This window comes from Chelatococcus albus, from assembly GCF_030067675.1.
GTDB classification, from domain to species: Bacteria; Pseudomonadota; Alphaproteobacteria; order Rhizobiales; family Beijerinckiaceae; genus Chelatococcus_A; species Chelatococcus_A albus.
In genome coordinates this window covers 125,585-139,227 of record NZ_JASJEV010000005.1, presented here as the reverse complement: position 1 = coordinate 139,227, position 13,643 = coordinate 125,585, and the positions used below count along the sequence as shown (strand labels likewise).

The following is a 13,643-nucleotide window of genomic DNA, read 5'->3' as shown; positions in this document are numbered from 1 at the left end:
CGCCTTCCGGCTCCCAGTGGATCGGCCGCGGGGCTTCCTTGACCCTCCTGCGGCCGACCGTTAACGTCGTTCGAAAAACAGAGATGCGTGCGATAATCGCACAAGCGCCCCGGCAGGCGCCAACTCGCGGGCGGCGCGGCCGGCCCGCTTCAACAGATCGTCAGAGCGGATTGAAATGGTTTCAAATGAAACTATTATCCGCGCCGCTCGGCGCTTCGCGACGTCCGGTCAACGGGCGCGACGGTGGAGGGGAGGATGGCGTGGGTCGTGAGCATCGGCCGGACAGAGGGCGCGCTTCGGGCGGTGTTCCCGGCTGCGCTTTTGCACTCGCTGCGTCAGGCTTTCTCGTTGCAATCTGTCGGGATCGGCGATCAGAGGCGTCGATCCAACTCGCGACCCGACCGCAGACGCCGGGCGTGACAAGGCCGCTCCAGGGAGGACATCCATGAGAATCGCACGCCGCCAGTTCCTGAGCTTAGCCGGCGCCGCCGTCGCCGCGCCCTTCGTGGCGCGAACCGCCTTCGGCCAGACGCCGGAGGTCACGCTCAAGATGCACCACTTCCTGCCGGCCGTGTCCAACGGCCATGCGAAGTTCCTTGCTCCCTGGGCCAGGAAGGTCGCCGCCGAGTCGCAGGGCCGCATCAAGATCGACATCTTTCCGTCGATGCAGCTCGGAGGCACGCCCCCGCAGCTCTTCGACCAGGCACGCGACGGGGTGGTCGACCTGGTGTGGACCCTGCCCGGCAACACGCCGGGTCGTTTCCCGGGGATCGAGACCTTCGAGCTTCCCTTCGTGCCGGCCAAGCGCGCCATCGTGAATTCGCAGGCGCTCCAGGAGTTCGCAGAGGCGCATCTCAAGGACGAGTTCCGGGAGGTGAAGCCCATCTGCTTCTGGGCCCACGACCACGGGCTGATCCACGCCAACAAGCAGGTGAAGACGCTCGACGACCTGAAGGGGCTGAAGCTGCGCTTCCCCACGCGCCTCGCGGGCGAGGCGCTCAAGGCACTCGGCGTCAACGCCATCGGCATGCCGATCCCGCAGGTGCCGGAATCGCTTGCCCAGCGTGTCATCGACGGCTGCGTCGTGCCCTGGGAGGTCGTGCCCGCCATCAAGGTGCAGGAACTCGTCAAGTACCATACCGAGATCCCGGGCTCGCCGACGCTCTACACCTCCACTTTCATCCTCGCCATGAACAAGGCGAAGTACGAGGGCCTGCCGGCCGACCTGAAGACGGTGATCGACGCCAATTCCGGCCTCGTCGCGGCGGCGATGGCGGGCAAGGTGTGGGACGAGCAGGCGGTCGTCGTTTCCGAGATGGTGAGGAAGCGCGGCAACGTCATCACGGTCATCGCCGAGGAGGAGGCGGCGCGTTGGCGCCAGACCACCCAGCCCGTGGTCGACACTTGGCTCAAGCAGATGAAGGACAAGGGCCTCGACGGCGGCAAGCTCCTCGATGCGGCCCGCGCGTCGCTCGCCAAGTACGAAAAGGCCTCCTGAGGTCGTCATGAGCCCCCCTCCTGAAACGGCCGGCGCCGCCCGCAAGGGCGACGCCCTGACGGCGGTCACTTCCGTCATCGCCATCCTCGGCGGCATCCTCTCCGTCGCCGCCGCTCTCCTCGTCACCGTGAGCGTCCTCGGCCGCTGGTTCGGCTACGGTGCCGTTCCGGGCGACTTCGAACTCGTGCAGATCGCCGTTGCGCTGTCAGTCTTCGCCTTCCTGCCGATCTGCCAGGCCCTGCGCGGCAACATCATGGTCGACACCTTCACCACGCGGCTGCCCCCGCGCGTGACGCGCGCCATCGATGCCGTTTGGGACCTCGTCTACGCTGCGGCGATGGCGCTCATCGCCTGGTCTCTTGTCGGCGGGACGCGCGACACCTTCGCCAACGGCACCAACTCCATGGTGCTCGGCGTGCCGCTCGCCCCCGTCTTCGCCATTTGCGCCGCTCTCGTCGCCGTACTCGCAGTCACCGCTGTCGTGACCGGCCTCAAGCTGCTGAGGAGCCGCCCGTGAGCGGAATTTCCGTCGCCATTCTCGGTTTCGTCGGCATGCTCGTGCTCATCGCGGTGCGCATGCCGGTGGGCTTGTCGATGCTTGTCACCGGCGCGGCGGGCTACGTCTATCTGTCCGGCTGGGGGCCGTTCCTCGCCTACATGAAGACGAACCCCTACTATCAGTTCGCCAACTACACGCTGTCGGTCATTCCGCTCTTCGTGCTGATGGGCGCCTTTGCCGAGCGCTCCGGCCTCGCCACCGCGCTGTTTCGCGCCGGCAGCGCCTTCGTCGGGCATCTGCGTGGCGGCCTCGCCATGGCGGTCATCGCCGCCTGCACGGGATTTGGCGCCATCTGCGGCTCGTCGGTGGCGACCACCGCCACCTTCGGCCGCGCCGCCCTGCCGGAGTTCGCCCGCTTCCGCTACGACCCGGGCCTGGCGACGGGCACGATCGCGGTCGGCGGCACGCTCGGCATTCTCATCCCGCCGTCCGTCATCCTCGTCGTCTACGCGATCTCGACCGAGCAGAACATCGCCAAGCTCTTCATGGCGGCCTTCGTGCCCGGCATCCTCGCGGCGCTGTTCTACTGCGCCGTCATCGCCGTCGTCACCCGGCGCGATCCCAAGCTCGCGCCGCAGCACGAGAAGGCGAGCGGGGCCGAACGCATGCGGTCGCTGATGGCGGTGTGGCCGGCACTTCTCATCGCGCTCATCGTGGTCGGCGGCATCTACGGCGGCGTCTTCACGCCGACCGAGGGTGCGGCCGTCGGGGCCGTGGCGATGCTGGTGCTCGGCATCGCGCAGCGCACGCTCGGCTGGCGGGAGATCAGGCAGAGCCTCCTGCAGACCGCCGAGACCTCGGGCATGATCTTCATCATCCTGCTCGGCTCGGAGGTATTCAACGCCTTCCTCGCCCTGTCGCAGCTGCCGACCGAGGCGGCGGACTGGGTGAGCGGCCTCGGCCTGCCGCCCTACGCCGTCGTTGCGGTCCTGCTCGCCTTCTACATCGTCCTCGGCGCGGTCATGGACGAGCTCGCCATGATCCTGCTCACCCTGCCGGTGTTCTTTCCGATCGTGACGGCGCTCGAGTTCGGACTGCCGACGGACGAGGTGGCGATCTGGTTCGGCATTCTGGTGCTCATCGTCGTGGGCATCGGCCTCACCGCTCCGCCCATCGGCCTCAATGTCTTCGTCATCAGCGCCATCGCCAAGGAGGTGCCGATCACGCGGACCTACAAGGGCGTTCTGCCGTTCCTCGTGGCCGACGTCGTCCGGCTCGCCCTCGTTGTGGCCTTCCCGTCGCTGGCGCTCGCCCTCGTTCGGTGGTTGACGTGAGGCCCGATATGGCCAAGCTTTCGGCTCGCTGAACTGGTGGGGAGTACGGTTCGATGACCGGTGTCGGAGAGGTGGGGATCGTCGACCTCGACGCCGAGGAGGTGAAGAGCGGCCTCGCCGATGGCTCGATCCTCGTTGTCGACGTGCGTGAACCGCACGAATTCGCAGCCGGGCACATCCCCGGAGCGGTGTCCTTCCCGCTGTCCACCTTTGATCCGCGCCTGCTGCCCGAGGCGGGCGGCAGGCGCCTCGTCTTCTCCTGTGCGGCGGGCGTGCGGTCGGAGAAGGCGATCACGCTGGCGCAGGCGTTCGGCTGCGACGTCCATGCGCATTATCGTGGCGGGTTCAAGGATTGGGTCGCACGCGGGGAAGAGATCGCGTACGACTGAGGAAACCCGGGGCAGGGACACCTTCTCCGGGCAGCGCAAGACGATGGGCGGCGGAGCGGCCGAATCCCGCGCGCTGCCACGCCGGCGGCTCGCGTTCATGTGCGATAGCGCACTTGTCATCCGCCCATGATGCGCCCGATATAGCGCCAAAGCGGCGAGTTTTCGCCGCATTTCGCATTTCTGGGGTTGTTCATGCGCTTCGTCAGGCTTGTTCTTCCTGTTCTCATGCTCGCGAGCCTGGGCGCGTGCGGCGACGAGGCCCAGCCGAAGAAGGCGCAGGCCGCTCCGCCGCCTCCGCCCGTCACGGTGGCGAAGCCCCTCGTCAAGGAAATCGTCGAGCAGGATGACTTCTCCGGCCGCTTCGACGCGATCGACATCGTCGAGGTGCGGGCCCGCGTCTCGGGCTACCTCGAATCCGTCGCCTTCACCGACGGCTCGGTGGTGAAGAAGGGCGACCTGCTCTTCGTCATCGACCGCAGGCCGTACAGGGCGACGCTCGACCAGGCCGAGGCGACGCTCGTGTCTGCCCAGGCGCGGCTCAGCTTCGCCGAGAGCGACCTCGAGCGCGCCGAGTCGCTGCGCAAGACGGGCAACATCTCCGACCAGCTTCTCGACCAGCGCCGCCAGAACTACCTCACGGCAAAGGCCGAGCTCGACCGGGCGGAGGCCACCGTGCGTGAGGCGCGGCTCAACTACGAGTTCACGGAGATCCGCGCCCCCATCTCCGGGCGCATCGGCCGCAAGCTTGTCAGCGAGGGCAATCTCGTCAACGCCAACCAGAGCCTCTTGACGACAATCGTGTCGCTCGACCCGATCTACTTCTACTTCGACGTCGACGAGCGCTCCTTCCTTGCCTATTGCCGCGCGTTCGAGGTCCCGGCCGACGGCGTGCACCGCTGCAAGTCGTCGAGCGTGAAGCTCGCGCTCACCGACGAGAAGGAGCCGACGCGAGTCGGGACGCTCGACTTCGTTGACAACCGCGTCGACCAGGCCACCGGCACCGTCCGTGTGCGCGCCATCCTGCCCAACAAGGACCTGTTCATCACGCCGGGTCTGTTCGGGCAGGTCCGGGTGCCGGGCTCCAAGCCCTATCAGGGCGTGCTCGTTCCCGACGAGGCGATCGCCACCGACCAGGAGCGTCGCCTTGTCTGGGTCGTCGGCGACGACGGCGGGGTGAGCGCCCGTCCCGTCCGGCCGGGCCCGCGCATCGATGGCTACCGCGTCGTGCGCCAGGGCCTCAAGGGCGACGAGACCATCGTGATCAACGGCCTGCAGCGCGTGCGGCCGGGGGCCAAGGTCACGCCGCAGATGACGTCCCTGCCGCCGAAGCGCACGTCCTGAGCGCGCCTTCGCGGCGACCCGGGCGGCCTCGGTCGCCGGATCGGCGCGAGTTCAACAAGTCGGAGCCGATCTCCGCGCCGAAGCGCCCTCTTCTTCGGCCGGTGCCGCTCTTGCCGTCGTCCCAGCCGCGAGGGGCTGACCCCGATGAAATTCACCCATTTCTTCGTCGACCGGCCGATCTTCGCCTCGGTCCTTTCGATCGTCCTGCTGCTCGTCGGCTACATCGCCTATGTGAACCTGCCGGTGGCGCAATATCCGGAGATTGCGCCGCCGACGATCGTCGTGCGCGCGACCTATCCGGGCGCCAACGCCCAGACCGTGGCCGAGACGGTGGCAACCCCCATCGAGCAGGAGATCAACGGCGTCGAGGACATGCTCTACATGTCCTCCTACTCCACCGCCGACGGCACGATGCAGCTCACGATCACGTTCAAGATCGGCACCGATCTCGACCAGGCGAACGTGCTCGTGCAGAACCGCGTCGCAGTGGCGCTGCCACGCCTGCCGGCCGAGGTGCGCCAGCTCGGCGTGGTGACGCGCAAGAGCTCGCCGAACTTCCTCATGGTCGTGCACATCCTGTCGCCCGACGACAGCTTCGACCAGCTCTACCTGTCGAACTACGCGCTGATCCGCATCCGCGACGAGCTCCTGCGCCTCGAGGGCGTGGGCGACATCACGGTGTTCGGCGCGCGTGAATACTCGCTGCGCGTGTGGCTCGATCCGAACAAGCTCTCCTCCTACGGGCTGAGCGCCGGCGATGTCGTGCGCGCCCTGCAGGAGCAGAACATCCAGGTCTCCGGCGGCGCGCTCGGCCAGCAGCCCGCGCCGGCGGACGCGCGTTTCCAGCTCACCGTGCAGACGCAGGGCCGCTTCACCGACGTCAGGCAGTTCCGCGAGGTCATCGTCAAGGCCGGGGCGGAAGGCAGGCTGGTTCGCCTGCAGGACGTGGCGCGCGTCGAGCTCGGCGCCAAGGACTATGTCACCAACTCCTACCTCAACAACAAGGAAGCGGTGGCGATCGGCGTCTTCCAGCGCCCCGGCACGAATGCGCTGCGGGCCTCGGAAGACATCATCCGCAAGATGGATGAGCTGAAGAAGGATTTCCCCAAGGGCGTCGACTACACCATCGTCTACAATCCGACGGAATATATCGCCGCGTCGGTGGAGGAGGTCTACAAGACCCTCTTCGAGGCGGTGATCCTCGTCGTCCTCGTCGTCATCGTCTTCCTGCAGTCCTGGCGCACGGCGATCATCCCGATCATCGCCATCCCGGTCTCGCTCGTCGGCACCTTTGCCGTCATGGCGGCCTTCGGCTTCTCCCTCAACACGCTGACGCTGTTCGGCCTGGTGCTCGCCATCGGCATCGTGGTCGACGACGCGATCGTCGTGGTCGAGAACGTCGAGCGCAACATCGCGCTCGGCATGTCGCCGCGCGACGCGGCGCACGAGACCATGGACGAGGTGGGCACGGCGGTGATGGCGATCGCGCTCGTGTTGTCGGCGGTGTTCATCCCGACCGCGTTCATTCCGGGTATTTCCGGCCGCTTCTACCAGCAGTTCGCGCTCACCATCGCGGCCTCGACGATCATTTCGGCCTTCAACTCGCTGACGCTGTCGCCGGCCCTGTGCGCGCTTCTCCTCAAGCACCACGATCCGGAGCATCGGCCGAGGTCGCTCATCGCCCGCATCGGCGGACGCTTCGCCTCCGGCTTCAACACAGGCTTCGACAAGGCGGCGCGAGGCTATGCGCGCACCGTGCGCGGTCTTGTCGGCCGCAAGCTCGTGCTCCTCGTGGTGCTTGGCATCTACGGCGGGCTCGTCGGGGCGACGGCCTTCGTCGCCAGGACGGTGCCGACCGGCTTCATCCCGGCGCAGGACCAGGGCTACCTCATCGTGGTCGCCCAGCTCCCCGATGGCGCGTCGCTGACGCGCACCGACGAGGTGGGCAAGCGCGTGAGCGACATCGCGCTCGGCACGCCGGGGGTCGCCAATGCGGTGGCGATCGTCGGTCTCGACGGCGCGACCTTCACGACCTCGTCGAGCGCCGCCGTCGTCTTCGCCACCCTGAAGCCCTTCAAGGAGCGGCTCGCACAGGGGCTCACCGCCAACGCCATCGCCGGGCAGCTCATCGGCAAGCTGCAGTCGATCCAGGAGTCCTTCACCATCGCGGTGCCGCCGCCACCGGTGCAGGGTCTGGGCAACGCGGGCGGCTTCAAGATGCAAGTGCAGGACAAGACGGGCGTCGGCCTGTCCCAGCTCCTTGCGGCCTCGCGCGACCTGATCGGCAAGGCGAACCAGGACCCTAACCTGGTGCGCGTCTTCACGACCTTCGGTGCCAATACGCCGCAGATCTATCTCGACATCGACCGGACGAAGGCGCGCATGCTCGACGTGCCGCTGTCCAGCGTATTCGAGGCCCTGCAGGTCAACCTGGGCTCGGCCTATGTGAACGACTTCAACGTCTTCGGCCGCGTCTACCAGGTGCGGGCGCAGGCCGATGCCGCCTTCCGCCTCGACCGCGAAACGATCACGCAGCTCAAGGTGCGCAGCGCCACCGGGGCGCTCGTGCCGCTCGGTTCCCTCGTCAACGTGCGTGACGTGGCGGGGCCGACGCTCGTGCAGCGTTACAACATGTTCACGAGCGTGCCGATCCAGGGCGACACTGCGCCCGGCAAGTCGTCCGGTGCCTCGCTCGATGCCATGGAGAGGCTGGCGGGCGATACCTTGCCGCCGGGCCTGGGCTACGCTTGGACTGACCTCGCCTTCCAGGAGAAGGCGACGGGCAATACGGCGGTGTTCATCTTCGCGCTTGCCGTGCTGTTCGTCTTCCTCGTCCTGGCGGCGCAGTACGAGAGCTGGGCCTTGCCGCTCGCCATCGTGCTCATCGTGCCGATGAGCGTGCTGTCGGCGCTGATCGGCGTGTTGATCCGGGGCATGGACAACAACATCCTGACCCAGATCGGCCTTGTCGTGCTCGTCGGTCTCGCGGCCAAGAACGCGATCCTCATCGTCGAGTTCGCCAAGCAGGCAGAGGAGCAGGGGAGGGCGCCGGTGGAGGCCGTGATCGAGGCCTGCCGCCTGCGCCTGCGCCCGATCCTGATGACCTCGTTTGCCTTCATCCTCGGCGTGGTGCCGCTCGCCGTCGCGACCGGCCCGGGTGCCGAGATGCGCCAGGCGCTCGGCACGGCGGTCGTGTTCGGCATGGTCGGGGTGACCTTCTTCGGCCTCTTCCTGACGCCGGTGTTCTATGTCGCCCTGCGCCACCTCGTCATCTGGCTCAAGCCTGCCAAGCGCCGGCGTCACTCGACGGCCGAACAGGCGCCGGTAAGCTGAGCGGCTGATCGCATCATCGTCACAGGAGAGCCCATGCGTCCCATGAAGTTCGGCATCGGCCAGCCGGCGCGGCGGGTCGAGGATGTGAAGTTCGTGACCGGCGCGGGGCGCTATACCTCGGACGTTGTGCCGGAGGGCACGGCGCATGCGGTGGTCGTGCGCAGCCCGCACGCCCATGCCCGCTTTCGCATCGAGGATGTCGAGACGGTACGGGCGATGCCGGGCGTCCTCATGGTGCTCACCCATGCGGATGTCGCCGCCCTCGGCGACATCCCGTGCCTCGCGCCGGCGAAGAACAGCGACGGTCGCAAGATGGCCGTGCCCCCCTGTCCCGTCCTGCCCAAGGACACGGTGCGGCACGTGGGCGAGGCGGTCGCCTTCGTCGTCGCCGAGAGCGAGGCACAGGCGCGCGACGCGGCCGAGGCGCTCTCGATCGAATGGGATTCACTGCCCGTCACGGTCGGGATCGAGGCGGCGCTCGCGGCGGACGCACCGCTCGTCTGGCCGCAGTTCGGCACGAATGTCGCCTTCGACACCGAGATCGGCGACAAGGCCCGGACCGACGCGGCCTTCGCCAAGGCCGATCGGGTCGTTTCGCTCAAGCTCGTTAACAATCGCCTCGTCGCCAACTACCTCGAAACGCGCGCCTGCCTCGCCGAATACGACGCGGCGAGCCGCCGCTGGACGGTGACCCTCGGCAGCCAGGGCAGCCATGACATCCGCGACATTCTGGCGACGCGCATCCTGAAGGTCGATCCGGCGCGCGTGCGCGTCGTCACGCCGGACGTGGGCGGCGGCTTCGGCACCAAGATCTTCATGTACCGCGAATATCCGCTCTGTGCGGTCGCCGCCGAGCGGCTCGGGCGGCCGGTGCGCTGGGTGGCGGAGCGCGGCGAGCATTTCCTCGGCGACACGCAGGGGCGCGACAACCTGACGGTCGCCGAGATGGCGCTCGACAAGCGCGGCCGCTTCCTCGGCCTGCGCGTCGATCTCAAGGCCAACCTCGGCGCCTATGCCTCGCAGTTCGGCCCCTATGTGCCGGCGCTCGGGGCCGGCATGTCGCCGGGCTGCTACGACATCCCGGCCGTCCACGTGCGCGTGCGCGGCATCTATACGAACACCGTGCCGGTCGACGCCTACCGCGGTGCGGGCCGGCCGGAGGCAGCCTTCGTCATCGAGCGCTTCGTCGACCATATCGCGCGCACCATCGGCAAGGCACCGGATGCACTCCGGGCGCTCAACTTCATCAAGCCGTCGCGCATGCCCCACACGACGCAGACAGGGCGCGTCTACGACACGGGCGAGTTCGAGGCGCACATGCGCCGTGCCCAGGAGCTCGGCGACTGGGCCGGGTTCAAGGACCGGCTGAAGGCCTCGCGCAGGGCGGGGCGCCTCAGGGGCATCGGGCTCGCCACCTACATCGAGGCCTGCGCCGGCGGCGCGGCGGAGAAGGCGATGGTGCGACTCGAGAAGGATGGCTCGGTCACGGTGCTCATCGGCACTCAGTCGACAGGCCAGGGCCATCTCACCGCCTACGCGCAGCTCGTCGCCCATCACCTCGACTTGCCGCTCGACAAGGTCAAGGTGCACCAAGGTGACACGGACATGATCGCCACTGGCGGGGGTACTGGCGGGTCGCGCTCGATCCCCGTCGGCGGGGCTTCGGTCGCCGCGGCCTCCCGCACGCTGGGCGATAATCTGAAGCAGCTCGCAGCCGACGCCCTGGAGGCGGGCCCGGCCGACCTCGAGATTGCCGCAGGTGCGGTTCGGATCGCCGGCACGGACCGGGCTCTCTCCTTCGCCGAGATCGCGGCGCTGCCGGCTGCCACGCCCGAACTCCTCTCGGTGGAGGACGAGTGGACGCCGCCGGAGGCCACCTATCCCAACGGCTCGCATATCTGCGAGATCGAGCTCGACCCGGACACGGGCGCCGTGTCCATCGAACGCTATACGGTGGTCGACGACTTCGGCGTGACTCTCAACCCGCTGTTGCTCGCCGGCCAGGTGCACGGGGGCGCCGTGCAGGGGATCGGCCAGGCCCTGCATGAGCACACGGTCTATGATGGCGACGGTCAGCTCGTCACGGCCTCGCTCATGGACTACGGCCTGCCGCGGGCCGGCGACATCCCCTCCTTCACCTTCGAGACGCGCAACGTGCCGTCGACGACGAACGTGCTCGGCATGAAGGGTGCAGGCGAGGCCGGTGCCATCGGCGCGACGCCGGCGGTCATGAACGCGGTGGTCGACGCGCTGCACCGTGCCTATGGAACGGCGCACATCGACATGCCGGCGACGCCAGCGCGCATCTTCGCCGCAATCAACGCGGCGCGGGCAGCCAAGGCGGCCTGAGCGCCGCCGCGTCGTGCGGATTTGTCTGGAACAACCCCGGGGCGGCGGTGTTCAAATGGGCGGCGGCCGGCGCCACGCCGGCTGTCGACGGATCGTCACGCCTGAGGGAGGGCATCATGATCCGCATCGCCGCTGCAGCACTTATGCTGGCGTCCGGCGCAATGGCCGTGCTGGCGCAGGGCGACGTCATCGCCGAGCGCAAGAAGACGATGAAGGCGAACGGCGCGGCGACGGAGGCCGGCGCCGCCATGGCGAAGGGCCAGGCGCCCTTCGATCTCGCCAAGGCACAGGGCATCTTCAGGACCTATCAGGAAGCCGCGCGCACGATGCCGGGGCTCTTCCCCGAGAATTCGAAGACCGGCGGGGACACGAGTGCCGCCCCGCGCATCTGGGAGGACATGGCAGGCTTCCGGGCCGGCTTCGCCAAGTTCGAGAAGGAGGCCGCGGAGGCGGCCGCGGCGACGAAGGACCTCGCGAGCTTCCGCGCGGGCTTCGCGATCGTGACGAAGAACTGCGGCGCCTGCCACGAGAAATACCGCATCAAGAAGAGCTGAGCGGCCAGCCACCGGTCTTGCGCTCGTGCAAGGAAGTCCTTGCAGACATCGCGCCGTGCGCAGCCGGGTCCTCACCATCTCGTCATTGGAATGATGACAAACTGTCCGTGTTGAATGCCGCGCGCCGAATCGCCCGCAACGGTCGCTCGGCCGTCGAATCGAACAGGAGAATCCGTGCCATGATCCGTCCCGTCATTGTCGTTGCAGCGCTCGCCCTGGGCGTATCGGCCGTCGTGGCCGCGAACGATCCGATCGCCGAGCGCAAGGACACCATGAAGAGCGTCGGGGCCGCGACGAAGACGGGCGCCGCCATGGCCAAGGGCGAGATGCCCTTCGATTCAGTCAAGGCGCAGGAGATCTTCAAGGCCTACCAGCAGGCGGCGCAGAAGTTCCCGGCGCTCTTCCCGGACAACACGAAGACCGGCGGCAACACCGAGGCCGCGGCGAAGATCTGGGAAGACAAGAGCGGCTTCACGGCGGCCGCCGCCAAGTTCGAGAAGGATGCGGCGGATGCCGCCAGCAAGGCTGCCGATCTCGACGGCTTCAAGGCGGCGTTCGGTGCCGTCACGAAGAACTGCAGCACCTGCCACGAGTCCTTCCGCATGAAGAAGAGCTGACTCTCGGGCCCGATGCCGGGGCGGGAGGCGGGAAGCCTTCCGCCCCGCGCGGGCGGGCGCCCTTCCGGGCGAGCCCATGATGTCATGATGGTGGATTGATGCGATGAAGCGTTTCATGGGGGCGATCGCCCTCGTCGCCCTCTTCGGCGCCGGTGGTGCGTGGGTTCTCACGAGCCCCTCGCTGCAGGCCACGGGCACGGAGGCGCTGCCGGGCGGCGCGTCGAACCTCGAAAACGGTCGCACGCTCTTCTACGCCGGCGGTTGCACCTCCTGCCACGCCGTCCCGGGGGCCGAGGACAAGACGCGGCTCGGCGGCGGGCTCGCGCTGCATTCGCCCTTTGGCACCTTCTACGCGCCGAACATCTCGCCGCATCCGCGCGACGGCATCGGTGCCTGGACCCCGGAGCAGTTCGTCCGCGCCATGCGGGCGGGCGTGTCGCCCGACGGCCGGCACTATTACCCGGCCTTCCCGTATACGTCCTACCAGCGCATGAACGCGGGCGACCTGCGCGATCTCTTCGCCTTCATGATGACGCTGCCGGCGGTCGAGGGCCGGGTGCGCGATCACGACCTGCCGTTCCCCTTCAACATTCGCCGGGCTCTCGGCTTCTGGAAGCTCATCTATCTCGACGGCAAGGTCTTCGAGCCGGCCGCCGGCAAGAGCGCCGCCGCCAACCGCGGCGCCTATCTCGTCGAGGGGCCCGGGCATTGCGCCGAGTGCCACAGCCCGCGCGACCGGCTGGGCGGCATCGTGTCCGAGCAGCGCTTCGCCGGCGGCCCCAATCCTGACGGCAAGGGTGTCGTGCCCAATATCACGCCCGATGCGAGCGGCATCGGCTCCTGGTCGAAGAGCGACATCGTCGAGCTTCTGACCACAGGCTTCACGCCGGAGTTCGACTCCGTCGGCTCCAACATGGCGCCGGTGGTGAAAAACACGGCGAACCTGCCGCAATCCGACCGTGAGGCGATGGCGGACTACCTGAAGTCGCTGCCTGCGCGGCCGAGCGCCGTCAAGAAGGCACCGAAATAGGGAGAACATGGGTTCCCTCTCCTCCGTTCGACGGGGAGAGAGGTATGCGGCTCATCCTCAATCCATCACGGCGGCCTTGAGGATGCACACCATGGTGGCGCGTCCGGGCGTCTCGCCCACGCAGCGCACGATATGCGGACGGTCGCAGCGGTAGCGCAGGCTCTCGCCGGCCTTGGCCGTCTGCACGACGCCGCCGACCTCGACCTCGAATTCGCCCTCGAGCACGGAGAGGCTCTCGACCGAGCCGCGCTGATGCGCGTCGGATTCGAGGACGGCGCCGGGCTCGGCCTGCACGTCGTACCATTGCAGCCACTCGACGGTCTTGATCCAGCCGATGATGGCGAGGCGCATCTTGCCATCCTCGGAGACGAGGATGGGCGTGTCGGCACGTGACGAACGCTCGATGAAGGGCTCATCGCCGCCCGTGGCGAGCACCCGCTCGATCGATACGTCGAGCGCCTGGCTCAGGCGCCAGATGGTGGCGAGCGTCGGGTTCGTCTCGTTGCGCTCGATCTGGCTGATGATCGACTTCGCCACGCCCGACTGTTCGGCAAGCTCCGACAGCGACAGGTTGTAGGCCTTGCGCAGGCGCTGGACGGTCTTGCCCAGGTGGCCGGACAAGATCTGCGCGCCGGCTTCGAGCTCGCGGCTCCGATCCTTGCCTTCGACGGCCATGGTGGTTGCCTCCGGGGCGCTTTC

The 13,643-nt window shown here is 67.9% G+C and carries 11 protein-coding genes; 10 read left to right on the top strand and 1 reads right to left on the bottom strand.

Going from position 1 to position 13,643, the window contains the following annotated elements:
• Nucleotides 1–445: 445 nt before the first annotated feature.
• The 10 genes from QNA08_RS09755 (at nucleotide 446) to QNA08_RS09710 (ending at nucleotide 12,944) form a co-directional block, all read left to right on the top strand.
• A complete protein-coding gene (locus tag QNA08_RS09755) occupies nucleotides 446–1,498 on the top strand; it encodes a TRAP transporter substrate-binding protein (RefSeq protein ID WP_283740511.1) in 1,053 nt (350 codons plus the stop codon).
• A gap of 7 nt (nucleotides 1,499–1,505) precedes the next feature.
• Complete coding sequence (locus QNA08_RS09750) at nucleotides 1,506–2,015, top strand: TRAP transporter small permease (RefSeq protein WP_283740510.1); 510 nt, start codon at nucleotides 1,506–1,508, stop codon at nucleotides 2,013–2,015.
• Entirely contained in the window at nucleotides 2,012–3,331 is a 1,320-nt protein-coding gene (locus tag QNA08_RS09745; protein ID WP_283740509.1) for a TRAP transporter large permease, read from the top strand. Before QNA08_RS09750 ends, QNA08_RS09745 begins: the two co-directional genes overlap by 4 nt.
• Before the next feature lie 53 nt (nucleotides 3,332–3,384).
• Nucleotides 3,385–3,720, top strand: a complete 336-nt coding sequence (locus QNA08_RS09740; protein WP_422679890.1) for a rhodanese-like domain-containing protein — start codon at nucleotides 3,385–3,387, stop codon at nucleotides 3,718–3,720.
• Nucleotides 3,721–3,912: 192 nt separating this feature from the next.
• Nucleotides 3,913–5,061, top strand: a complete 1,149-nt coding sequence (locus tag QNA08_RS09735) for an efflux RND transporter periplasmic adaptor subunit (protein WP_283740508.1) — start codon at nucleotides 3,913–3,915, stop codon at nucleotides 5,059–5,061.
• A gap of 144 nt (nucleotides 5,062–5,205) precedes the next feature.
• Nucleotides 5,206–8,394: an efflux RND transporter permease subunit gene (locus QNA08_RS09730; protein WP_283740507.1), complete on the top strand. Its 3,189-nt coding sequence runs from the start codon at nucleotides 5,206–5,208 to the stop codon at nucleotides 8,392–8,394.
• 33 nt (nucleotides 8,395–8,427) lie between these two features.
• Nucleotides 8,428–10,743, top strand: coding sequence for a xanthine dehydrogenase family protein molybdopterin-binding subunit (locus tag QNA08_RS09725; RefSeq protein ID WP_283740506.1), 2,316 nt, complete (start codon nucleotides 8,428–8,430; stop codon nucleotides 10,741–10,743).
• Between the two features lie 116 nt (nucleotides 10,744–10,859).
• Nucleotides 10,860–11,297 carry a c-type cytochrome gene (locus QNA08_RS09720; RefSeq protein ID WP_283740505.1) on the top strand — a complete coding sequence of 146 codons (438 nt, stop codon included), beginning with the start codon at nucleotides 10,860–10,862 and terminating at the stop codon, nucleotides 11,295–11,297.
• A 179-nt stretch (nucleotides 11,298–11,476) separates the two neighbouring features.
• A complete protein-coding gene (locus tag QNA08_RS09715; protein WP_283740504.1) occupies nucleotides 11,477–11,914 on the top strand; it encodes a c-type cytochrome in 438 nt (145 codons plus the stop codon).
• Nucleotides 11,915–12,017: 103 nt separating this feature from the next.
• On the top strand, nucleotides 12,018–12,944 hold the full coding sequence (locus QNA08_RS09710) for a cytochrome c (protein ID WP_283740503.1): 927 nt from the start codon (nucleotides 12,018–12,020) through the stop codon (nucleotides 12,942–12,944).
• 57 nt (nucleotides 12,945–13,001) lie between these two features.
• On the opposite strand, the gene QNA08_RS09705 is transcribed toward QNA08_RS09710, so the two are convergent.
• A complete protein-coding gene (locus tag QNA08_RS09705) occupies nucleotides 13,002–13,619 on the bottom strand; it encodes a helix-turn-helix domain-containing protein (protein WP_283740502.1) in 618 nt (205 codons plus the stop codon).
• Nucleotides 13,620–13,643 lie beyond the last annotated feature (24 nt).

Coding starts and splice junctions, on each gene's coding strand:
- QNA08_RS09730 (WP_283740507.1), top strand. CDS start 5,206: ATGAAATTCACCCATTTCTTCGTCGACCGGCCGATCTTCGCCTCGGTC.
- QNA08_RS09720 (WP_283740505.1), top strand. CDS start 10,860: ATGATCCGCATCGCCGCTGCAGCACTTATGCTGGCGTCCGGCGCAATG.
- QNA08_RS09735 (WP_283740508.1), top strand. CDS start 3,913: ATGCGCTTCGTCAGGCTTGTTCTTCCTGTTCTCATGCTCGCGAGCCTG.
- QNA08_RS09755 (WP_283740511.1), top strand. CDS start 446: ATGAGAATCGCACGCCGCCAGTTCCTGAGCTTAGCCGGCGCCGCCGTC.
- QNA08_RS09705 (WP_283740502.1), bottom strand. CDS start 13,619: ATGGCCGTCGAAGGCAAGGATCGGAGCCGCGAGCTCGAAGCCGGCGCG.
- QNA08_RS09725 (WP_283740506.1), top strand. CDS start 8,428: ATGCGTCCCATGAAGTTCGGCATCGGCCAGCCGGCGCGGCGGGTCGAG.
- QNA08_RS09710 (WP_283740503.1), top strand. CDS start 12,018: ATGAAGCGTTTCATGGGGGCGATCGCCCTCGTCGCCCTCTTCGGCGCC.
- QNA08_RS09740 (WP_422679890.1), top strand. CDS start 3,385: ATGACCGGTGTCGGAGAGGTGGGGATCGTCGACCTCGACGCCGAGGAG.
- QNA08_RS09750 (WP_283740510.1), top strand. CDS start 1,506: ATGAGCCCCCCTCCTGAAACGGCCGGCGCCGCCCGCAAGGGCGACGCC.
- QNA08_RS09715 (WP_283740504.1), top strand. CDS start 11,477: ATGATCCGTCCCGTCATTGTCGTTGCAGCGCTCGCCCTGGGCGTATCG.